22 protein-coding genes are annotated in these 20779 nt (G+C 43.2%); 9 read left to right on the top strand and 13 right to left on the bottom strand.

Annotated elements, in window-relative coordinates; genetic code table 11:
• Positions 1 to 66 precede the first annotated feature (66 nt).
• The 3 genes from rlmD to pdaA form a co-directional block, all read right to left on the bottom strand.
• Positions 67 to 1449 (bottom strand): 23S rRNA (uracil(1939)-C(5))-methyltransferase RlmD, encoded by a 1383-nt coding sequence (gene rlmD / locus ACQKL6_RS14350; protein ID WP_402989092.1) that lies wholly within the window; start codon positions 1447 to 1449, stop codon positions 67 to 69.
• Complete coding sequence (locus tag ACQKL6_RS14345; protein ID WP_402989096.1) at positions 1446 to 2330, bottom strand: DNA-3-methyladenine glycosylase family protein; 885 nt, start codon at positions 2328 to 2330, stop codon at positions 1446 to 1448. Before ACQKL6_RS14345 ends, rlmD begins: the two co-directional genes overlap by 4 nt.
• A gap of 123 nt (positions 2331 to 2453) precedes the next feature.
• On the bottom strand, positions 2454 to 3230 hold the full coding sequence (gene pdaA / locus ACQKL6_RS14340) for a delta-lactam-biosynthetic de-N-acetylase (protein ID WP_402989407.1): 777 nt from the start codon (positions 3228 to 3230) through the stop codon (positions 2454 to 2456).
• A 77-nt stretch (positions 3231 to 3307) separates the two neighbouring features.
• On the opposite strand from pdaA, the gene ACQKL6_RS14335 reads away from it, so the two are divergent.
• Both ACQKL6_RS14335 and ACQKL6_RS14330 read left to right on the top strand, forming a co-directional pair.
• Positions 3308 to 3475, top strand: coding sequence for a hypothetical protein (locus ACQKL6_RS14335; protein WP_402989101.1), 168 nt, complete (start codon positions 3308 to 3310; stop codon positions 3473 to 3475).
• Positions 3476 to 3489: 14 nt separating this feature from the next.
• Positions 3490 to 3717 (top strand): hypothetical protein, encoded by a 228-nt coding sequence (locus tag ACQKL6_RS14330; RefSeq protein WP_402989104.1) that lies wholly within the window; start codon positions 3490 to 3492, stop codon positions 3715 to 3717.
• 124 nt (positions 3718 to 3841) lie between these two features.
• On the opposite strand, the gene ACQKL6_RS14325 is transcribed toward ACQKL6_RS14330, so the two are convergent.
• The gene (locus ACQKL6_RS14325; RefSeq protein ID WP_402871756.1) at positions 3842 to 4027 is read right to left on the bottom strand and encodes a hypothetical protein; all 186 of its coding nucleotides are present in this window, start codon (positions 4025 to 4027) and stop codon (positions 3842 to 3844) included.
• A gap of 114 nt (positions 4028 to 4141) precedes the next feature.
• Between ACQKL6_RS14325 and ACQKL6_RS14320 the strand changes: the two genes are divergently transcribed.
• Positions 4142 to 4387 (top strand): hypothetical protein, encoded by a 246-nt coding sequence (locus ACQKL6_RS14320; RefSeq protein ID WP_427651327.1) that lies wholly within the window; start codon positions 4142 to 4144, stop codon positions 4385 to 4387.
• Between the two features lie 42 nt (positions 4388 to 4429).
• Here the strand turns inward: ACQKL6_RS14320 and ACQKL6_RS14315 are convergent, their stop codons facing one another.
• Positions 4430 to 5998, bottom strand: coding sequence for a fumarate hydratase (locus ACQKL6_RS14315; protein ID WP_402989112.1), 1569 nt, complete (start codon positions 5996 to 5998; stop codon positions 4430 to 4432).
• 210 nt (positions 5999 to 6208) lie between these two features.
• On the bottom strand, positions 6209 to 6397 hold the full coding sequence (locus tag ACQKL6_RS14310) for an SE1561 family protein (RefSeq protein WP_402871764.1): 189 nt from the start codon (positions 6395 to 6397) through the stop codon (positions 6209 to 6211).
• Positions 6398 to 6552: 155 nt separating this feature from the next.
• Here ACQKL6_RS14310 and yfkAB point away from each other — a divergent pair, with 155 nt between their 5' ends.
• Positions 6553 to 7674, top strand: a complete 1122-nt coding sequence (gene yfkAB / locus ACQKL6_RS14305) for a radical SAM/CxCxxxxC motif protein YfkAB (RefSeq protein WP_402872303.1) — start codon at positions 6553 to 6555, stop codon at positions 7672 to 7674.
• 30 nt (positions 7675 to 7704) lie between these two features.
• Here yfkAB and ACQKL6_RS14300 read toward each other — a convergent pair whose 3' ends face one another.
• Both ACQKL6_RS14300 and cax read right to left on the bottom strand, forming a co-directional pair.
• Complete coding sequence (locus ACQKL6_RS14300; protein ID WP_402871767.1) at positions 7705 to 8508, bottom strand: YfkD famly protein; 804 nt, start codon at positions 8506 to 8508, stop codon at positions 7705 to 7707.
• Positions 8509 to 8998: 490 nt separating this feature from the next.
• On the bottom strand, positions 8999 to 10063 hold the full coding sequence (cax, locus tag ACQKL6_RS14295) for a calcium/proton exchanger (protein ID WP_402871770.1): 1065 nt from the start codon (positions 10061 to 10063) through the stop codon (positions 8999 to 9001).
• Positions 10064 to 10253: 190 nt separating this feature from the next.
• Here cax and ACQKL6_RS14290 point away from each other — a divergent pair, with 190 nt between their 5' ends.
• On the top strand, positions 10254 to 11420 hold the full coding sequence (locus ACQKL6_RS14290) for an MFS transporter (RefSeq protein WP_402989121.1): 1167 nt from the start codon (positions 10254 to 10256) through the stop codon (positions 11418 to 11420).
• Between the two features lie 329 nt (positions 11421 to 11749).
• On the top strand, positions 11750 to 13669 hold the full coding sequence (locus ACQKL6_RS14285) for a heavy metal translocating P-type ATPase (RefSeq protein ID WP_427591593.1): 1920 nt from the start codon (positions 11750 to 11752) through the stop codon (positions 13667 to 13669).
• A 347-nt stretch (positions 13670 to 14016) separates the two neighbouring features.
• Here the strand turns inward: ACQKL6_RS14285 and ACQKL6_RS14280 are convergent, their stop codons facing one another.
• Positions 14017 to 14853 (bottom strand): YihY/virulence factor BrkB family protein, encoded by an 837-nt coding sequence (locus ACQKL6_RS14280; RefSeq protein WP_402871780.1) that lies wholly within the window; start codon positions 14851 to 14853, stop codon positions 14017 to 14019.
• Between the two features lie 15 nt (positions 14854 to 14868).
• Entirely contained in the window at positions 14869 to 15270 is a 402-nt protein-coding gene (locus ACQKL6_RS14275; protein ID WP_402958929.1) for a YtxH domain-containing protein, read from the bottom strand.
• Positions 15271 to 15479: 209 nt separating this feature from the next.
• Between ACQKL6_RS14275 and ACQKL6_RS14270 the strand changes: the two genes are divergently transcribed.
• The 3 genes from ACQKL6_RS14270 (at position 15480) to mobB (ending at position 17582) form a co-directional block, all read left to right on the top strand.
• Complete coding sequence (locus ACQKL6_RS14270; protein ID WP_402871786.1) at positions 15480 to 15704, top strand: DUF1128 domain-containing protein; 225 nt, start codon at positions 15480 to 15482, stop codon at positions 15702 to 15704.
• 97 nt (positions 15705 to 15801) lie between these two features.
• Positions 15802 to 17067: a molybdopterin molybdotransferase MoeA gene (locus ACQKL6_RS14265; RefSeq protein ID WP_402871788.1), complete on the top strand. Its 1266-nt coding sequence runs from the start codon at positions 15802 to 15804 to the stop codon at positions 17065 to 17067.
• On the top strand, positions 17064 to 17582 hold the full coding sequence (gene mobB / locus ACQKL6_RS14260) for a molybdopterin-guanine dinucleotide biosynthesis protein B (protein ID WP_427651386.1): 519 nt from the start codon (positions 17064 to 17066) through the stop codon (positions 17580 to 17582). Before ACQKL6_RS14265 ends, mobB begins: the two co-directional genes overlap by 4 nt.
• 46 nt (positions 17583 to 17628) lie before the next feature.
• Here the strand turns inward: mobB and map are convergent, their stop codons facing one another.
• The 3 genes from map to ACQKL6_RS14245 form a co-directional block, all read right to left on the bottom strand.
• On the bottom strand, positions 17629 to 18375 hold the full coding sequence (gene map, locus ACQKL6_RS14255; protein ID WP_402871791.1) for a type I methionyl aminopeptidase: 747 nt from the start codon (positions 18373 to 18375) through the stop codon (positions 17629 to 17631).
• A 112-nt stretch (positions 18376 to 18487) separates the two neighbouring features.
• Complete coding sequence (locus ACQKL6_RS14250; protein ID WP_427591596.1) at positions 18488 to 19003, bottom strand: type 1 glutamine amidotransferase domain-containing protein; 516 nt, start codon at positions 19001 to 19003, stop codon at positions 18488 to 18490.
• Positions 19004 to 19546: 543 nt separating this feature from the next.
• Positions 19547 to 20767, bottom strand: a complete 1221-nt coding sequence (locus ACQKL6_RS14245) for an MFS transporter (protein ID WP_427651325.1) — start codon at positions 20765 to 20767, stop codon at positions 19547 to 19549.
• Between the last annotated feature and the right edge of the window lie 12 nt (positions 20768 to 20779).

Here is a 20779-nt window from a genome sequence, read left to right as displayed (position 1 = left end):
CCCGGAATTCGGTCATGTTAGTGAACCGAAAACCGAGACTGAATGGGACATCTTTATTTATCTGGATTACTTTTTCAACGTCAATTTCGTCACAACTTCAACATGACTTGTCTGAGGGAACATATCCACAGGCTGCATGGTTTCTACGTTATATAGAGCACTCAATTCATGCAGGTCTTTTGCCAATGTGGATGGGTTACATGATACGTACACAATGGTTTTTGGTTTGACCTTCAGGATGGTTTGCAATAACGATTGGTCCAGGCCGGTTCTTGGTGGATCGACGACTAGTACGTCTGGTTTCCAGCCTTCTCTGATCCAGCGTGGCAGGATGTTTTCAGCTTTTCCTGTTTCGTAGTGCATGTTGGTGCGTTTATGTTTAATGGCGTTTTTCTTGGCATCTTCGATTGATTCTTTGATGACGTCCATGCCGCGTACTTCTTTTGCATCTTCCGATAACCAAAGTCCGATCGTCCCTACGCCGCAATAAGCATCGACGACTTTTTCCGTACCTGTTAGGGCTGCCGCTTTTTTCACTTCTTCATACATGCGAACCGTTTGGACAGGGTTCAATTGGAAGAACGTGCGCGCCGATAGTTCATATGATAGGTCACCCAATGTTTCGTTGATGACTTTTTCGCCAGCAAGGTGGATCGTTTTTTCGCCGAAAATCAGCGATGTGTTTTGGTTGTTGACGTTTTGAACGACCGATTTCACTTCTGGCAATTGGTCGCGGATTTGTTTAAGCAATTGATCTTTTTGTGGAATCTCTTCCGCTCCCGTTACTAAGACCACTTGCACTTCGCCCGTTTCAAATCCAACGCGTGTGATGATCGTACGGATGACACCTTTTCTTTTTCTCTCATTATAGATTGAGATGTTCAGGTTTTTCAGGATCTTTTTCACCGTACGCGTGATTTTATTCGTTGCCTTATGCTGTACAAGGCAGTTCGGGATATCAATCAATGTATGGGAATTCAAACCGTAAAGCCCGGCAATCAGCTTGCCATCTTTCTGGCCGACTTGATATTGGCTTTTGTTGCGGTAGTTCCAAGGGTCTTTCATGCCGATCGTTTCTTGGATATCCAATGAATCAATCGGGAAATCCGTGTGGCGTTCCATCGCTTGGATGACCATATCGCGTTTTTCGACCAATTGTTGGTCATAGCTTAAATGTTGCAGCTGGCAGCCACCACATTGCTCGTAGACCGGACATGGTGCGGCAATGCGGTGCGGTGATTCTTTCCGGATCGTTTTGATTTTTGCTTCGGAAAAATTCGGCTGCACCTTCGTGATCATCGCAACGATTTCTTCACCAGGAAGGGCACCTGGGACGAAGACGACTTTCTTTTTGAAATAGCCGACTCCCTCTCCGTTGATGCCAAGGCGTTTAATCGTTAAGGGTAAGGTTTGGTTTACTTCTAGGGTTGTATCTTGAAAGTTTGTCATTTCTTTTCACTCCGTTTTTCGATGCTTCTCCACAAGTAGAGGGAAGCGTAGCTTAGATATGGGGCCCACTTCACACTGTAGGTCTCCATTTCTTCATGGGTCGGCTTTTGCGGTAAGCCATACAATTGTTTCAGGGCATTTTGGATGCCAATATCGGCTTTTGGGAAAAGGTTCGGTCGCCCTAAGCCAAATAGCAGGAAGTTTTCCGCCGTCCATCTGCCGATTCCGCGTATTTTTATAAGTGTATCCATAATCTCTTGATCGGATAGCTTGTCCAGCTGATTCACATCAAGGTGACCCTGGACGATTTGCTGAGATAAACCGATGACGTACTCCGCTTTTCGGCCGCTGAATTGAATCGCCCTCAGCTGTTCGACCTGAAGCTGCGCAGTCGTTTCCGGTGTCGGGTAAAACCAGGCACCATCGATTTGGTAGCCAAAAGTTTTAACGAACCGTTCCGTTAATGTATGAGCAAAAGCCAGGTTCAATTGCTGGTGAATGATGCATTTGACGAGGCAGCTATAGTAATCGAAGTCTAGGACAATGGCCGTGCCACGGTGCTCTTCGAAAATGTCCCGTAAATCTGACTCCAGGAAGTGCTGGGAAACGGCAGCCAATGGCTCATGCCAGTGGAAAACTTTTTTTAAGCGTTGCAGCGCCTTTGGTTTGTTTTCCTCTGATTGGCCTTTGATGACGAAGACCGGGTCTTCGGTGTCACCGATTGCCTGTACGTGTAAAACGGTTGGCACTTTTTCTATATATAATGGAACTTTTACCGTCCTGTTCATAAAATCAACTACTTGAAGTGGGTCTAACGATAATCGTTCGAGTACAAGATCAAAATTATAGGGTCCTTGGACCTCTACTTTTTCCGTCCACACAAGCGATCCATCCTTTTAGCAGTTTTCCAGGTATTATAGCATGTTTTCGAAAATATTACTTGTTATTGAGGATAATGGCAAAAAGCGGAACCTGATTTCCCTAGTCAGGTTCCGCCTTTCCTATTAATACAACATCCTGTTCGGCAGTTGTTTTTCTATCATTAAATCATCCAGGCTTTTGAATGTGTACCCTTGTTTCTCAAGATCCGTCAGAATCGAATCGAGTGCTTCAGCATTATCTTTTGAAACCGTATGCAACAGTAAAATCGCTCCCGGATGGATCTGTTTCATGACTTCATCATGGGCGAAAGCCGCTCCACGTTGTTGATCGACGACCCAGTCCTTGTAAGCAAGCGACCAAAAAATATGGTAGTAGCCTTCTTGCTGGGCAATTTTCATCGTCCGTTCGTTAAAAACCCCACGCGGCGGTCGCAAATAATTCATCCCTTTTTGCCCCGTCAATTTTTCCGTCGCATCCTTGACCCGAAGTAACTCGGTGCGGATGACTCCGTCTGTCACGCTCGTCATGTCTGGGTGGTTCCATGAATGGTTTCCGACAATATGGCCTTCATTCGCCATCCGGACGACAAGTTCAGGCGCCGTCTTTAAATAATGGCCGGTGACGAAAAAAGCCCCCGGTGCCTTATGTTTTTTTAGCACATCTAAAATCTGCGCCGTATAGCCATTTTCATACCCATTATCGAATGTTAGGTAAATATCCTTTTTCGAGGTATCCCCTTTATAAATCGCCTCATATTTAGGCAGCATCTCATTGAAATTTTTACCCGCATCCGCCGGAGTTCCGTTTTTCCCTTTATTGAAGCCCCAATTATAGGACTCTGCAAAAGCCGGGCTCGCCAAAGACCAGAGTAAACAGAGAATAGCCGACATCATCGCCATCTTTTTCATTGAATCGTCCCCCATTTTCCTTTTTCTTAGTGTTTGAAACGGAAGGATTTATATGCACGATTTTGTGTGTGGCTGAATTATTCTCATTTGTGGTTGAATTAATCTTGCTCGTGGTCGAATTATGGCTCACCGTGGTTGAATTATCTACTCGAGTGGTCGAATTCCTGCACCGGTGGCCAGCTTCAAATGGGGTGAACGTCGATTTATCCCGGTTGACGGTCGAATTATTGCCCTGAAAGTCGAGTTCCGCTTGTCCACCGTCGAATTAGTCGTCGCGACAGTCGAATTCCTTGCACCGGCTGCCAGCTTCAAACGTCGATTTATCCCGGTTATCGGTCGCATTATCGCCCTGAAAGTCGATTTCCGCTTGCCCACCGTCGAATTAATCGTCGTAACAGTCGAATTCCCACACCGGTGGCCAGCTTCAAATGAGGTAATCGTCGATTTATCTCGGTTGACGGTCGAATTATCTCCCTGAAAGTCGATTTCCGCTTGCCCACCGTCGAATTAATCGCCGTAACAGTCGAATTCCCACTTCTTATGTATAAAATCCTCACAAAAAAAGGCCTGTCCCAAAATTGGGATAGGCCCCTGAAGTCTGTTTATCCTTTGAATAATGCCTGTGCTGCCTGCCAAATGATGGCGATGGCAAAAACAAGGACGATGACGATTCCGATAACGACTAGGAATGTTCCTAGACCGGAGAAAATCGTGCCTGCCACAGGAAGAAGAATGAACGCAAAACCTGTCAACAAGGCGATGAAGTATAGGAAGTAATTGTTCTGCATAAAATCCCCTCCTTTCCCTTCTAATATATGTTCCGTAAATTCCGTTAGTTTGTACTCCTTTCAGGTAATAATCGCCCTTTTTTTCATATACATAAGAAAAGGGGGGCGTATGTCATGCTGGAATGGTTGATTACGATGGGGTTTATCGGTTGTCTCGCGCTTGGTGCAGGAGTGTTTGTCTATTTTGTGAGAAGTGGGTTTGATTCGAGTGACATTTCACGAATCGATCCCTTTCTTGAACCTGAAGCGGAATCTGAGTCTTTTCAAGAATCTGCTTCTATAACGGAACCGGAGCTTGAGTCTGCAACTGAAATAGAACCAGAGTTAACGTCTGATGCCAATCCCAGAAAGGAAGAGTAATTAAAAAGACGCTCAGCCAAATCGGCGAGCGTCTTTTTTCTATTACTTGAATACGGGTTCTTTGAATTGAGACAGTTTGTCCAATGATGATTGTTGAACATCTTTGTGTAGGCTGTTTCCGTGTGAATCCATCGTCACGACGGCAGTGAAGCCTTCGACGTTAAGATGCCACATGGCTTCAGGAATGCCGAATTCAGTGAAGTTCACGCCTTCCACCGATTTAATGCAGTCTGCGTAGTATTGAGCCGCTCCGCCGATTGCGTTAAGGTAAACGCCGCCATGTTCACTCAGGGCTTCCAACGTTTTTGGTCCCATGCCGCCTTTCCCGATGACCGCGCGGATACCGAAACGTTTCATGATATCGCCTTGGTACGGTTCTTCACGGATACTTGTTGTCGGTCCGGCTGCTTTCACATGCCATTTGCCTTCTTCATCCTTCAGCATAACCGGTCCGCAATGGTAGATGATCTGGCCATCAAGATCAATTGGTGAAGGGTTTTCAGACAAGTGCTTATGGATGGCGTCACGGCCTGTGTACATTCTGCCGTTAATGTGGACGACGTCCCCGACTTGAAGCGCACGGATTTGCTCTTCCGTGATTGGTGCTTGAAGCGTGATTTCACGTGGTGCTTCCACGTCTGTTTCGATAGAGACGGCCACTTCTTCACGTGCTGCTTTTTCAGCTTCACGAGCAAAGTCGATTTTCTCGCCTTCTTGATACAACCATTCGTTGATTGCACCGGTTTCCGGGTTTACTTTCACACCTAAGCGGCGGAAAGCCCAACAGTTGTATGCAACTGATACGAAGAAGCTTGCAGGAATGCGATGCATGACGCCGATTTTACAGCCAAGTAATGTCGTTTCGCCGCCGAAGCCCATTGTTCCGATTCCAAGTTCATTCGCTTTTTCCATAATATACTCTTCTAGCTTGCGAAGATCTTCATTCGGGTTCACATCTTCATTGCTACGGAAAAGTTGCGCTTTAGCCAAGTCATATCCGGATGAACGGTCTCCCCCGATACCGACACCGATGAACCCGGCACTGCAGCCTTGACCTTGTGCTTGATAGACAGAATGAAGGATGCATTTACGGATCCCGTCCAAATCACGGCCCGCTTTCCCTAATCCTTCAAGCTCCATTGGTAGGCTATATTGGATATTTTTATTTTCGCAGCCGCCACCTTTCAAGATCAGGCGCACATCAATATAATCTTCTTCCCATTGATCGAATTTCATGACAGGTAGACCTTCCCCAAGGTTGTCCCCGCTGTTTTTGCCTGTCAAAGAGTCGACAGCATTTGGACGAAGCTTGCCGGCCTTTGTCGCTAAAATAAGGGCATTGCGGATTGCTTCTTTTATTTCAAGTTGGTTCACACCAACAGGAGTTTTTATTTTAAAAGTCGGTAGACCTGTATCCTGGCAAATCGGAGATACATTGTCGTCAGCCATTGTAATATTGTTCGTGATGGTCGCTAGGCTCAATGCTGAACGCGTACCTGCATTTTCACGTTGTTTCGCGCTCTTGACCGCACGACGAACATCCTTTGGAAGATTCGTTGAAGTTTCAACGATAAGACTGTACATGCTTTCTTGGAATTTCTGAATATCCAAATTTCTCTTCCCCCTCTTAATCCCCTAGATATATCACGACAAAAGTAGTCATGACTTGACACCCGTTTTATTATACATCTTCCATAATCTTTCGAAAACAAGTAATTCATTTTCCTTCATAAAAAATGGCATATAAAAAGGGACGACGATTTATCCCGTCATCCCTTTTGAGCATATTCATATTTAAAAAATCATAGTATCGTACAGGTATTATTCTTCTGAACGAGTTTTGAATTGTTGCACTTTATCTTCAAGATCATCTAGCATGCCGATTAGACGGTCGATGTCTTCCAGGTCTGTACTCTCGGGTTCGATATGGTCCAGAACCTCCACGAACATCGTTAGGCGTTCCTTAAGATAGGATAATTGGTCGTTTTTATCTGTAATGGATTTTCCCATGAGGCACTCTCCTTCTGTTCTTCCTTCCATCGTAACGAAAAATGCTCCAAAGTGCAATGGTAAGCTATTGTCCGGGGTTCGCCATTTGACAATTTTTGTTCCCATTGTTCATAATGGGTTAGTGCATTATTACGTAAGGAGTTTTAAACATGTCTATACTGAAGCAAGATCTCTTAACACCAATTACACCCAAGTATGATCCTTGGGAAGCATATATGGACGTCGATCAATATGGAAAGCTCACTCTTACCAATGTGGAATTCACAACCACAACCCTTTGCAACATGCGTTGTGAACATTGTGCAGTCGGTTACACACTGCAACCGAAAGATCCCGATGCTCTTCCTTTGGAATTATTGATTCAGCGCCTTGACGAAATCCCATCGCTCCGCTCGCTTAGCATAACAGGCGGCGAACCGATGCTTTCAAGAAAACAAGTGAAGAATTATGTCTTGCCTCTATTGAAATATGCGCGTAGCCGTGGCGTTCGCACCCAAATGAATTCCAACTTGACGCTTGACTTGGAAAGATATGAAGAAATCATCCCGTATTTGGATGTCCTTCACATTTCACATAACTGGGGAACGATTGATGAATTCATTGATGTCGGCTTTGCCATGATGGATCGTAAACCTACCCGTGAACAGCGGAAGAAATTATTCGATAAAATGATTGAAAATTCCCGTGCCCTTACAAAGGCCGGTGTGTTGGTTTCGGCTGAAACGATGCTGAATAAAAGCACACTGCCCCATCTTGCGCATATCCATAAACAGATTGTCGAGGAAATGGGCTGTCAGCGCCACGAAATCCATCCGATGTACCCTAGTGATTTTGCTTCGGCCCTTGAAACATTATCATTGGAAAAAATGCGCGAAGCCATTCATCATCTGCTTGATATCCGGGACGAAAATGTCTGGATGCTGTTCGGAACGCTACCATTCTATCCTTGTAATGCCCATCCAGAAGACCTTGAACTTTTAAAGCGCCTTTATAGCTCAAAAAAAGTGACAGTTCGCAATGACCCGGATGGACGATCCCGCCTGAACGTCAACATCTTTACCGGGGAGGTCATCGTGACCGACTTCGGCGATGCTCCAACATTGGGGAACATCCAAGATCAGCCACTGACTGAATCGTATGAAACATGGATGAATTCAAAACTGGCCAATGAATTGAATTGCCACTGTCCGGCGGTCAAATGCCTTGGACCTAACGTCCTTGTCAAAAATGCCTACTATCCAAAAGAGGACTTCAAAACGAGAAAGTCCCTTATATAAAAAGAAACTCGCCAAACCGGCGAGTTTTTTTTATCTTGGCTGTTGTGTAACCGTAAAGCTGAAGGATACGTGGTCCTGAACGGGTATCCATGCACCGATGCCTTGCGAGGTGATGTTTTTAATCACAATCGTGCGCTTATTCCCCCTCAAGTTCAGATACACTTCCCCATAGGTGACCTTCCCTTTTTCATTGACGGCAGATGCATAGCTGGATAAATAACCAATCCGGTTGGAAGCAATATTGTATACTTCATCCTTTTTTGTCCCGGCTCCGATGATGGTTTTAAAAGCGAGTGGCAAATTCGTCTTTTCCGTTGCTTTTAGCAGCATCATTTTCTGGACATCTTCAGCCTTTGGAATTTTCGCGGTCAAGCCCCCGGTCACTTCCTTTTGACTTTCTTGGACATAGCGGATCCGGTATGGAACCTCGCCGCCGCGATTATCATAGTAGTTCATGTTGATCTTTTGATACTCCCAATTAGGGGATGTCTCCAACGATTCATAATTCAATGCCCAATGGCCAAGGTAAATCGTCGCTCTATATCCAAAGGCAAGTGGCGCTTTCGCTATCGCTGATTCATTCAGCATATGAATGAGTTCTGGATTTTCAATTTTTATATCCGATGAATCAATCAATTGTTGGGCAAATTTGCTTGCCTGAAGCATTGGCAGATCTTGAGTCGGGTTCGGATACGTATTTTCCTTGGCGACATTTAAAACGGAAGGCGGGATATTCACCTTGTTCCGAGTTTGTTTGTCTTCCGCTCCCACACCTGCATTCGTCTGAATGAAAGCCACTACTGTAATCAATGTGATAAGAATAAGTCGTCTCATGCTGTCGTCTCCTTTAAAGGGTTCCATCTTTTGTTTATAGATTTTGTTTCTATTCAACATTCTATACATGGTGGGTGGAAGTCTATTTTGTAACATATTTGTAAAGTTCTGAATATTTACTTTTCTTTAAAGATGGAGTATACTTAACCTACCTTATAAAAAGGAGGCGAAAACGTTCATACCTAATACCATTCAGGAGGTATGCTTATCGATTCAATCTACGATGCCCTTTAAAAGGATGACAGAAAACGTATTCGCCACTACTTAAATTCACTATGCGAAAGGACGGTGTAACACTCTAGAATATTTCACAACTTTAACAGAAGTATCTTTTTACTTTAACAGAAGCATGATGAAAGATTTTGGATGAATCTATGGATTGTACTATACCTTTATAAAAATGACTCTGCTACGTCTCAATCACAGCAGAGTCATTTTTGTATGCCTTTTTATGAATAAAAGGCCTCCCGATACGGAAGACCTTCCACGTTTATAATAGATAAAACCCAATTCCCATTATGAAATAAGCGGCCAATAGGGTAAGCCCTTCAAACCAGTTCGTCTCTCCATCATTCGAAATCATGATCATCAAGAGAACAGCGGTCACCATTGAAATCAACTCTGGCAAGGTGAAGACAAGTGGCATATTCGTTGAGAACATTAACGAGATCAACACAAGAACCGGTGCGACGAACATCGCTACCTGCAAGGTCGAACCGACGGCGATCTCGACGGCAACATCCATTTTGTTTTTGTAGGCCATGATGACGGCGGATGCATGCTCAGCCGCATTTCCTACGATGGCCACGATAATGACCCCGATGAATAATTCAGTCCATCCGAAGGTTTCCCCGACTTCACTGAAGGTATGAACCAGTTTTTCCGATACGAAAGCAACTGCAACGGTGGCCAAGGCAAGAACCATGATTGCCTTTTTCTTGCTCCATTCCGGAACTTCTTCCTCATGGGGTTCTTCCCCTTCTCTTTTTTCCGCTGGTTGGTATACACCGCGGTGTGTCACCAATTTAAAGAATAGGGCAGCTAAGTATAATAAAATTAAAATAACGGAAATCCCGACACTTAACGACATCGTGCTTGTTTCGTTCATATTCTGAGAGAACACTTCAGGAATAACAAAAGCGACAACGACGGCAAAAATCAATAATCCTGCGTTATGCCTCGCATCAAATACATTGAATTTCTGACGCTTGTATTTCGTCCCACCGATAAAGAAAGATAGTCCAGCGACCAGCAATAAATTTCCTAAAACCGATCCTGTCAAAGATGCTAATACGACGCCAATCAACCCAGCCTTTAATGAGAAGATCGAAATGATCAACTCGACGGCGTTACCAAAGGTTGCGTTCAGTAAACCGCCAATCCTCGGTCCCATCACAATCGCCAGGCTTTCTGTCGCCCGGCCCATGAATCCTGCAAGCGCGATGATCGTTAAGCAATAGACGATGAACATCACGACGCTAGGCCAATGGAGAAAAGACCCAATGAACGATAGAGGCACCCCTAATACGACGAGCCCCAAAAATATTTTATCCAAGAAACTTCCCCTCACTTCTCATGTCCATTTTATTATGTAACAAAAGTAATCATACATTTCTTTATTTAAATGAAAAAGATAAATTTTTTCTAAATCCTCTTCATGTCCATATTTACCCGATTTTCTATTGCTTAATCCTCTTCTTTCCATGTAACATCAACTAGTATACATAAAATAGGAGACGAAAAATATGAATCAAAAACTGCTTATTCCTGTATTAATCTTCATGGTCGGCATATCCGGTTTCTCACAAGGTATGCTTCTTCCGATCATCGCCGTCATTTTCGAACATGATGGACTCAGCTCCTCTTTAAATGGACTGCATGCCGCTTCCCTGTATATTGGAATCCTTTTAATTTCACCTTTTATGGAAGCGCCTCTCCGTAGATTCGGTTATAAACCATTGATTTTGTTTGGTGGATTGACGGTCATTCTCTCGCTTGCCTTATTTCCGCTTTGGAAATCGTTCTGGTTTTGGTTTATATTGCGATTTTTCATTGGAATCGGCGATCATACGTTACACTTTGCGACCCAAACATGGATAACGGCCATTTCGCCCCTGGCGAAAAGGGGCAGGAATATCGCGATATACGGTTTATTTTTCAGCCTTGGCTTCATGATTGGACCGCTTATGACGAAGTTGCTTGATGTGAATCAAGCCTTGCCCTTCATCATCACTTCCATTCTTAGCCTGCTTACGTGGATGTCCGTTTTCCTGATTAAGAACGAAATTCCCGAACACGATGATACCGAAAGTACCTCTTTCCTCGATACGCTCAAGCGATTTTGGAAAGTGAGCCGGATCGCCTGGGTTGCCTTCTTACTGCCATTCACCTTTGGCGTGCTTGAAGCATCTCTTAATAGCAACTTTCCAGTCTTTGCATTGCGTTCCGGCATTAGTCTGACCGCCGTAGCGATTATCATTCCTGCTTTCTCGGCCGGTACATTGCTCACACAGATTCCCTTGGGTATGTTGAGTGATCGCTTCGGTCGGAGGAACATCTTGCTGGTCATTATTTTTTCCGGGTCCCTTATCTTTACTGCGGCTGGGCTTCTTACTCCTTTGGTCAGCGGCCTCTTCTTCTGTTTTTTGTTGGGAGGAATGATGGTAGGATCGACGTTCTCTCTTGGCATCAGCTATATGGCTGATATCCTGCCTCGCCATCTTATGCCGGCCGGAAATTTATTATGCAGCATTTTCTATAGCGTGGGCAGCATCGCCGGTCCCTACTTCGGTGGATTGGCCATCGAACACTTACCAGGCGGAAGCTTTTTCTATCTAATCAGCATCATGCTAGTGCTCATCTTCTTTGCGCTGATGTTTTTCAAAGAAAAACAGTCTGCCACCGGGATCTAATTGTTTTGTAGTATCTTGATTCCCTCTTATATTATTCAGGTTCATTCTCTTTACATATCCTAAAATTAGCTTTACTGTTTATTTATATTTTTTCCTAGATTAGAATCATTCTTCTTTATTTTTTCCTAATATATGTGTTAAGATAATACTACCATACGAAATAGATGATAAAAAACGCTTAAAAAACGTTGATTTCATCACCAATTCATTGATTGACCCTAAATATCGACCCGAAAGATGACGCTGATTATCTTTCTCAATTAGATATCCTATAAATGATAATTAATATCAGTTACGAACAATAGAGAGAAGATTACAGGAGGAACATAATGACAACAGACACTAAACAATTGACCCAGCCAACTGAATGCAACACCTCTTGGCTCGAGAAAACAAAGCCACATCTTGAACTGATTGCCGCCCTACTAAGCGGTGTATTGATCCTGGTAGGTTGGCTGTTATCTAAAAACGGAATGGAAACACCATCCATCATCATCTATTTGGCCTCCTTTGTGATCGGTGGATATGCAAAAGCAAAGGAAGGCATTGAAGATACCATCGCGGATAAAGAACTGAACGTGGAAATGTTGATGATCTTTGCAGCCATCGGATCCGCCATCATTGGCTACTGGACAGAAGGCGCGATTCTCATCTTCATCTTCGCCTTAAGCGGGGCGCTTGAAACCTACACCATGAATAAAAGCCATAAGGAAATCTCGGCCCTCATGGACCTGCAGCCGGAAGAAGCACTCCGCATCACGAATGGATATGAAGAAATCGTGGCCATTTCTGACTTGACGGTCGGCGATACCATTTTGGTTAAACCAGGTGAAAGAGTGCCATCAGACGGAAAAATCACGGATGGGCGTACGAATCTCGATGAAGCAGCCATCACAGGTGAATCCATCCCCGTCAGTAAATCCATCGACGATGAGGTATTCGCCGGAACCGTGAACCTGCGTGGAACGATCAATGTGGAGATTACGAAGCCAACAAGCGAAACGCTCTTTCAAAAAATCATTACGCTTGTTCAATCGGCCCAAAGTGAAAAGTCCCCTTCCCAACTATTCATCGAACAATTTGAAGGGAAATATGTAAAAATCGTCTTAACCATCGTAGCCTTGATGATGTTCGTTCCTCATTTCGCACTCGGTTGGAGCTGGACCGAAACCTTTTACCGGGCCATGATCTTACTTGTTGTCGCATCACCTTGTGCCCTGGTCGCCTCCATCATGCCGGCCACACTTTCCGCCATTTCGAATGGCGCACGTCATGGCATCTTGTTTAAAGGTGGCGTTCACCTGGAGAACTTAGGTAACCTGAAGGCCATCGCCTTGGATAAAACGGGTACCTTGACGAAAGGAAAACCTGAAGTGACGGATGTCATCATCCGTGAAGATTTGAACGAAGAAGAATTCCTATTCCATATTGCATCGGTTGAAAATTATTCGAACCATCCATTGGCGACTTCCATTGTCCGCTATGCTAAAACGAAGATTGAAAGAGAAATCATCAAACCCGAGGACATGGAAGATATCTCTGGTAACGGCGTGCAAGCCTATTTCAACGGGGTCCTTTGGCAAGTCGGAAAAGCCGATTTCGTCGGCCGTAATGAAGCTGAACGATTCCAGAATGGTATTGCACTAACACTGGCTGAACAAGGAAAGACCGTTGTGTATGCAAGAGATGATAAAGGGATTGCCGGCATCCTTACATTGAAAGACGTGGTCCGTGAAGAAACGATTAAAGCCATCGAAGCCTTGAAAGAAGAAGGCATCCATACCATCATGCTGACTGGCGATAGTCACAATACGGCAAAAGCGATTGCCTCCGAAAGCCATATCGATGATTATATTGCGGAATGCCTGCCTGAAACGAAAGTAAATGAAGTGAAAAAACTTAAAGAACAATACGGCACAGTAGCGATGGTCGGAGATGGAATCAATGATGCACCTGCACTAGCTACCGCTTCTGTCGGGATCGCCATGGGTGAAGGAACCGACGTTGCCTTGGAAACGGCAGATGTCGTACTAATGAAGAATGACCTTCCGCGTATTGCGGAAGCCGTTAAGTTATCGAAGAAAATGAATCGAATCATCAAACAGAACGTGATTTTCTCGATTTCGGTCATCATGATTCTGATTTTATCCAACTTCCTGCAATTCCTTGACCTACCATTTGGCGTCATCGGTCATGAAGGAAGTACGATTCTCGTCATCCTAAACAGCTTACGGTTACTAAGGAACTAAAGAAAAGGAAGCCCGACGAAGGCTTCCTTTTCTTGTATTGTATCCTGTAACTAGTTAGTGATAGCCATTCTTTCCATTAGCGGAACCTGACGTTTTGTGGTTCCCTTTTTTGCCTTTATGCTTCCCTTTCTTACTCATGAATGAACCCTCCCCACTTACAAGATGTGTTCATTATTAGTGTGTGTCGAAGGTTCTTGAGCTAGTCCGGTAACTATTGCCGTATGTGGTTGAATGTCGGATTATTCTTCTGAATGTCGAATTATTCATGCTCACCGTCGGATTATCCCGTCCAAAGTCAAAATATCCAGATGAACGTCGGATTCGCCGCCTAAATGGTTCAAGGACGTTCAATCACAACCTGGATCCTTTTTACTGAGGAAAGCATTGATTTCTCCGCCGACGATGATGATGAGCCCGGATAAGTAAAACCAGATCATCAGGACGATGATGCCTCCAAGGCTGCCATATGTAGCTGTATAGTTGCCGAAGTTCTCTACATAGTAAGAAAACAGCAACGAAACGAGTGCCCAGCCAGCCGTGGTGAAAATGGAACCTGGAAGGACCGTCAAACATTTCAACCGCTTGTTTGGCGCCAGCCAATACAACATGGTGAACACAATGAATAATACGATCGTACTGATCACCCAACGGAGGCTATTCCAAATCGACAAAAATTCCTCAGAAAGGCCCATTCCATCGAATAAGAAGATTCCAATCTGTTTTCCGAACACAGGAAGCAATAATGCGACAATAAAAACGAAAATCATCGCAAACGTGAGAAGAATCGACATTCCCCGGGAAATATAAAAGGGGCGGTTTTCTTTTACCCTATAAGCATGGTTAAAGGCTTTAATAATGGCATTCATCCCGTTAGAAGCCGACCAAATCGTCCCGATGACACCAAACGACAATAACGTGCCATTTGTTTGCATCACATCGCCCAAAGTATCCTCGATGATCGTCATGGAATCGTCAGGCGTGTAAGAACGTACCAGATTCAGAATATCCTCCTGAGTAAACGGCAGGTAGGCCAATAAAGTAAAAAGGAAAATAAGTAAGGGAAACAGGGAAAGTAAAAAGTAAAAGGATAGCTGGGCAGCAAGCCCCGTTACCTCATCTATCTGAAGTTGCTTGATAAACTTTCTATAGAAAGACCATTTCAGCCATTCCTTTTTATTGGCCATCCCTTCACCTCAATTCTAATTTAAAGGACTCCGTCTTTCTGAATCTTGTTTACCAGCCGTCGTGTGCATATCTTCCGAAGTAAAAGCTTCCTTCGTTTCCATGACGACATTGGCAACCTGTGAGGGAATATTCTTCATCTCCTCGACCCTTTTCGAAATGAAGGAGACGTCATTGGAAATCTTCTCGACAGTGGAACGGAATTCCGAAGATGTTTCCTGTACTTGCGTTAACAAGTTAGAAGGATTCTGAATCATTTCCTTCATGCATGTCAAACCATTTTTACTATTGGAGATCACCGTTTTTCTTGTGTTTTTATCAAAAAGACTTACCGCGGCACCGGCCAAAGCCCCAATCAAAACAGCTTGCATAAACTTACTTTTCTTTTCGTTCCTATATTCTTCTCGAACAGAACTCATATATTCTCCTCCTTGGCATATTTTAATTAATGTATATTTCCATTATACTATTTTACTACCTAGTTTTTTTATCTTTTCCCAAACCAGAGCGCTTTAAAACGTTTCCAAGCAGGAAGTCACAAGATATATCTGCATGAATTCCCATTGACTTATAAGGGCAATCATGCAAAGATAAAAATAATTTAGAAATGTGTGGAAGGATGATAGAATTGGATTTATCACAGAATACGGCAGAGAGCGTCGAGTACATGGTCGAAGCAATAAAGGACAAATTAAGAGTAATGAACTTTGGTGCGATAAAATCCACCCATTTCGATATCGAAATGTATGAAGAACTTCATGATATTTATACTTTGGTCATGAAGAAAACGAATTTTAGTGTCCGTGAAATGGAAGCCATTGCAGAAGAACTTGGAAAATTACGCAATAAATAAATCTTTGAAATCCTCCCTTCCTTGTGAGGATTTTTTTATTTTTTTGCTATACTTGAATAACAATACATAGTAACGATTTCAGATAGGAGCGATAAGTATGGTAGAAAGAAGAACACCCATCAAGCTGAGTGAAGCGCTAGATAAGATCATGAAACATGCATTGGAAGGACAAATGGAGATGGTCCCTCTTGAGGACTGCCACTACCGCTATTTGGCGCAGGATATTGTCGCCACAAATGATGTTCCCCACTTCAACCGCTCACCTTATGATGGATTTGCACTACGATCCGCGGATACAGCCGAAGGATCCCTAGATAATCCGCTGGAGTTCGAGGTCATTGAAGAGTTGGCCGCCGGAATGGTCTCGACCATTCCTGTACAGAAAAATCAAGTGGCCCGCATCATGACCGGCGCCCAGATGCCGACGGAATGTGACGCCGTCATCATGCTCGAGCTAACGAAAGAATTTGAAAAAGACGGAAAGAAATATATTTCTTTCAAACGTTCTCTGAAGCATGGCGAAAACGTGTCCATTAAAGGGGAAGACGCGAAGAAAGGCGATATCCTAGTCAAAAAAGGCACGATGATCAATCCTGGCATCATCGGGTTGCTTGCTACTTTCGGGTATGCCGAAGTTCCTGTTGCGAAGAAGCCCGTCGTGGGCCTATTCGCGACTGGATCTGAACTGCTTGATGTCAATGAACCCTTGCAACCTGGAAAAATCCGGAATAGTAACTCTCATGCCATCTCCGCCCAAATCCAAAGAGCAGGTGGGGAAGTCCGTTTCTACGGGAAGCTCAAGGACGAGTTTGACATAAGCTACGAGGCCATTTCCACTGCCTTGGAAGAAGTCGACCTCCTCATCACAACAGGCGGCGTGTCTGTCGGAGATTTTGACCTTCTTCCTGACATCTATAAGAAGCTCGGTGCTGACGTTTTATTCAATAAAGTAGCCATGCGTCCTGGTAGCGTGACGACGGTAGCCGTTCACGAGAACAAGTTTTTATTCGGCTTATCCGGTAATCCATCTGCAAGCTATGTCGGTTTTGAATTGTTTGCCCGGCCAATCATCCGTACCATGCTGTTTTCCGGACAACCGCATTTACGGAAGGAACAAGCTGTGCTGGCTGAAGATTTCCTGAAGGCCAACCCATTCTCCCGCCTCCTTCGTACACGCATGTATTATGAAAACGGACAGCTTCGTGTCGTCCCTAGCGGCGTCGATAAATCGAATATCACCACAAGCCTAGCTGGGGCGAATTCGCTTACAGTACTCCCTGGCGGAACACGCGGATTTAAAACGGGGGATAGCGTGGATGTCCTGCTTCTTGATGATCAAGAAGGATCAATCTGGCCTTGGTGAGACCGTTCCTATTTCAAGTAGTCGGTTACCAAAATAGAGGGAAAACGACGTTCATTACCAAACTGATTCAAGAGCTTCGGATAGAAAATCTGGAGACGGCCGTCTTGAAGCATCATGGCCATGGTGGCAAGCCGGACAATACAGGTGAGAAAGACTCCACTAAGCACTTTCAGGCTGGAGCGGCTGCTTCACTCGTGGAAGGAGACGGTTCCATTGAGTTGCTGGGGAATTTCAAATCTGGGGCCACGCTCCCGGAGTTGCTTCACTTATTGGAGATTTTCCACCCCGACGTGATTTTGATTGAGGGATATAAGCGGGAGGACTTTCCTAAGGTCATCCTCGTTAAAGAGGAAGAGGACTTTTCATTACTGAAACAGCTCACCAATATTCAGGCCGTGGTGGCTTGGCCCGCCTGCCTTGAACAAGCAACAAGCTTGGCAGAGGTTCCCGTGTTCCCACTGGATTCCGAACGTTTTGCTGAATGGTTCATCAAGCAGGTAAAAAAACACGAATAAAGGCAAGAGGCATCCTATAATGAAGGGTGCCTCTTGCCTTTATTGCTTATTGTTCCGTCAGAATTAGCGGGCCATTCTTTGTGATGGCAATCGTGTGCTCGAATTGTGCCGAGTACTTCCCGTCGGCAGTCGAAGCCGTCCATCCATTCGGATCTCGAGTAGCCTTATATGTACCTACGTTCACCATCGGTTCAATCGTGAAGACCATGCCTTCCTTAAGGCGCGGGCCTTTGTGCGGCAATCCATAATGAGGGACTTGCGGTTCTTCGTGTATGACATTCCCAATTCCGTGGCCGATAAAATCACGGACGACAGAGAAACCTTCCGCCTCCACATAAGATTGGATGGCATGCCCAATGTCCCCAATACGATTACCAGCGACAGACACTTCAATGGCCTTATATAGGGATTCCTTCGTTACCTCCACTAAATGTTCCGTTTCTTTGGAAACCTTGCCGACTGTATACGTCCAGGCTGAATCCGAAAGTGCCCCATTATAATTCACGACCATATCAATCGTGACGATATCCCCATTCTTCAATGGCTTTTTGCGGGGAAAACCATGACAGATTTCTTCGTTAATGCTTGCACATGTCGCGTATTCATATCCCTTGTAGCCCTTTTGTTCAGGTTTGGCGCCATGTTTCTTCAAGAATCCTTCCACGAATTCCTCGATTTCCCATGTTGTCACACCTGGTGCGATTAATTTTGCAATTTCCCTATGACAAGCAGCTAAAATCTTCCCTGATTCATGCATCGCTTGAATTTCACGTTCAGACTTTATTACGATCAATCGTTACACTTCCTTTTTTCATTTCTTCTTTTATTTTACTGCAAAGATAGAAGTATATGAATCCAAAAACCTTATAAATAAAAAAATCCTGGCGGCTGCCAGGATTTTTTTATTATTTTAATAACTTGAGTGATTCCCGATTGAATGCCGGAAGATCCTCAGGTGTCCTGCTTGTAACAAGTTGGTCGCCGCACACGACGACTTCTTTGTCCAAGTATGTTGCACCTGCATATTCCATATCAACCTTGATGGATGTATAGCCTGTTGCATGGCGTCCTTCAAGGGCTTTAGCCGTAATTAACAGCTGTGGTCCATGACAGATGGCAAACACGGGTTTCTTGGCATCCATGAATGCCTTGGTGAACGTTACAAAGCGTTCGTCCGCCCGTAGAATATCCGGTGAAAATCCACCTGGGATAAGCAACGCATCAAAGTCTTCCGCTTTCACAGAATCTATGCTTTCATCGATTGTAATTTCAACGTCACCTTGTTTCCCTTTAACCGTTTTGCCTTTTTCCATCTCAATCGCCGTTACCGTGTGACCCGCTTCTTTAAAAGCTTTGACCGGTTCACTATACTCTGAATCCTCAACCATATCAGTTACTACACATGCTATTTTCTTACTCATAAAAAAATTCATCTCCTCAATTTTGATCGAATGAACTTACTTTATTTATATTCCCTGATTGGACAGGATTAAACACATAAATTGCCCTCTTCATAGAAGTCTCCCATGGTAGTCCCTATCGAATGCTTGCTTCTTAAAACTTGTTTTTACAAAAGCACCCCTTCAGTAGCATGTACTACTATAATCCTTTTAAATAAAGGCTGTTTTCGTAAACTTTATTGTTTTGGGTAAAGAATGGTATTCAACAATCGGGCCAGATTGTGGAGCAACAACTTTAAATAAAACTGAATATAAATGACATTCTAAAAAAATACTCAAACTACCTTATAGAATAATTGAAGAATAGGATTATACAATAAGGCAGTGGAGAAATTTATGAGGTGCTTTGGTTATAATCTTATTTTTGGCATGGGCCAAAACGAATAAAGATAAGCAATAATAGTGATTAATTTGCTCATGATGTAGAAGATAATGCTACTAATGTACCCTGAAAATTAGATTTTCACTCTAACTTTTGGGGTACATTAATAGTTAGGACATGCGTTAGGACATGTATTTGCTTTTGGTTTTCGATAAGTTTATTGTATTATTTTTTATTAAATGAACTAATAAGGCGAATAAAGGCAAGGCTGTTCCAATGAGTAAAGCTACTTCACTATTAAATTTATAGTAAGTATAACTTCCAATCCATGAACCAAAGGCTCCTCCCAAAAAGAAAATAGTCATATATAATCCATTAAGTCTGTTTCTTATTTCGGGATTCAAACCAAAGATAACTTTTTGACCTAATAATAAATTTCCTGATACCCCAATATCGATGCTAATTCCGGAGATAAGAATTAAAATTATACTCAATAGTGAATGATCTTGAACAAAAAATAATAGTAAGATAGATAATAGTACGAGCGCCATTGATACATTCGTCATTGTAAAAATATAACCTTTATCTGCTATTTTACCAATAGTAGGAGCTAACAAAGCTCCAGCTATTGCAACAAAGCCAATTAATGCAATTTCATTATTCGAAAAATTTAGTGGCTCAGACCTTAATAATATTGGCATTATCGTCCAATAGAGACTAAATGTTGCAAATAAACATGCGTGATAAAAAGCTCTTTGTTGTAAAGGAGATGTATTTATTAATAACTTCACCATAGAAGCGATTAAATATGGATATGACATGTTACTAGACGTTACTACCTCATAGTTGGGCAAAAATTTTATAATTAACAGTAATACGGCAACTAGCGTGATTAATGAAAAAAGAAATACCATTCTCCATCCGAACCAGTCAGCTATTCCGATAGATAAAGGGCGAGCAATCATAATCCCAATCAATAAACCACTCATCACTTTACCCACATATTTACCTGTCTCTTCAATGGGTACAATCCTCATTGTTAGTGGAACTAACATTTGAGCCACACATGCTCCAATGCCAATTATGGTTGTTAATATTGTGAAAATAATTCCATTTGTCGAAATTAGCATACCAATTAATGAAATAATAGTAAGCCCGATAAGAATTCCTATTATTTTCTTACTTTTAAATAAGTCAGCCATTGGTACGATGAAAAATAAGCCCAATCCATACCCAATTTGTGTAAAGGTAGTGAGCAATCCAGATAAATCAGAAGAGATGTTCAGATCTTTTGCAATGAATTGTACAATTGGTTGTGCATAATAAATATTAGCAGCAAGTGAACCACAACTAATTGCCAAAATAAATATTAGAAAATTTATCTTCTTAGTCAATTTCATCATTCCTTTTGTTTA

Source organism: Peribacillus sp. NPDC097197 (assembly GCF_050278025.1).
Taxonomy (GTDB): Bacteria; Bacillota; Bacilli; order Bacillales; family DSM-1321; genus Peribacillus.
This window is presented reverse-complemented; position numbering and strand designations above follow the sequence as displayed.

What these genes read in the sequence shown, in the direction of transcription:
- rlmD (WP_402989092.1), bottom strand. Translation starts at nt 1,449, where the DNA reads ATGACAAACTTTCAAGATACAACCCTAGAAGTAAACCAAACCTTACCC.
- pdaA (WP_402989407.1), bottom strand. Translation starts at nt 3,230, where the DNA reads ATGGCGATGATGTCGGCTATTCTCTGTTTACTCTGGTCTTTGGCGAGC.
- ACQKL6_RS14325 (WP_402871756.1), bottom strand. Translation starts at nt 4,027, where the DNA reads ATGCAGAACAATTACTTCCTATACTTCATCGCCTTGTTGACAGGTTTT.
- ACQKL6_RS14320 (WP_427651327.1), top strand. Translation starts at nt 4,142, where the DNA reads ATGCTGGAATGGTTGATTACGATGGGGTTTATCGGTTGTCTCGCGCTT.
- ACQKL6_RS14310 (WP_402871764.1), bottom strand. Translation starts at nt 6,397, where the DNA reads ATGGGAAAATCCATTACAGATAAAAACGACCAATTATCCTATCTTAAG.
- ACQKL6_RS14300 (WP_402871767.1), bottom strand. Translation starts at nt 8,508, where the DNA reads ATGAGACGACTTATTCTTATCACATTGATTACAGTAGTGGCTTTCATT.
- ACQKL6_RS14290 (WP_402989121.1), top strand. Translation starts at nt 10,254, where the DNA reads ATGAATCAAAAACTGCTTATTCCTGTATTAATCTTCATGGTCGGCATA.
- ACQKL6_RS14285 (WP_427591593.1), top strand. Translation starts at nt 11,750, where the DNA reads ATGACAACAGACACTAAACAATTGACCCAGCCAACTGAATGCAACACC.
- ACQKL6_RS14280 (WP_402871780.1), bottom strand. Translation starts at nt 14,853, where the DNA reads ATGGCCAATAAAAAGGAATGGCTGAAATGGTCTTTCTATAGAAAGTTT.
- ACQKL6_RS14275 (WP_402958929.1), bottom strand. Translation starts at nt 15,270, where the DNA reads ATGAGTTCTGTTCGAGAAGAATATAGGAACGAAAAGAAAAGTAAGTTT.
- ACQKL6_RS14265 (WP_402871788.1), top strand. Translation starts at nt 15,802, where the DNA reads ATGGTAGAAAGAAGAACACCCATCAAGCTGAGTGAAGCGCTAGATAAG.
- ACQKL6_RS14250 (WP_427591596.1), bottom strand. Translation starts at nt 19,003, where the DNA reads ATGAGTAAGAAAATAGCATGTGTAGTAACTGATATGGTTGAGGATTCA.
- ACQKL6_RS14245 (WP_427651325.1), bottom strand. Translation starts at nt 20,767, where the DNA reads ATGATGAAATTGACTAAGAAGATAAATTTTCTAATATTTATTTTGGCA.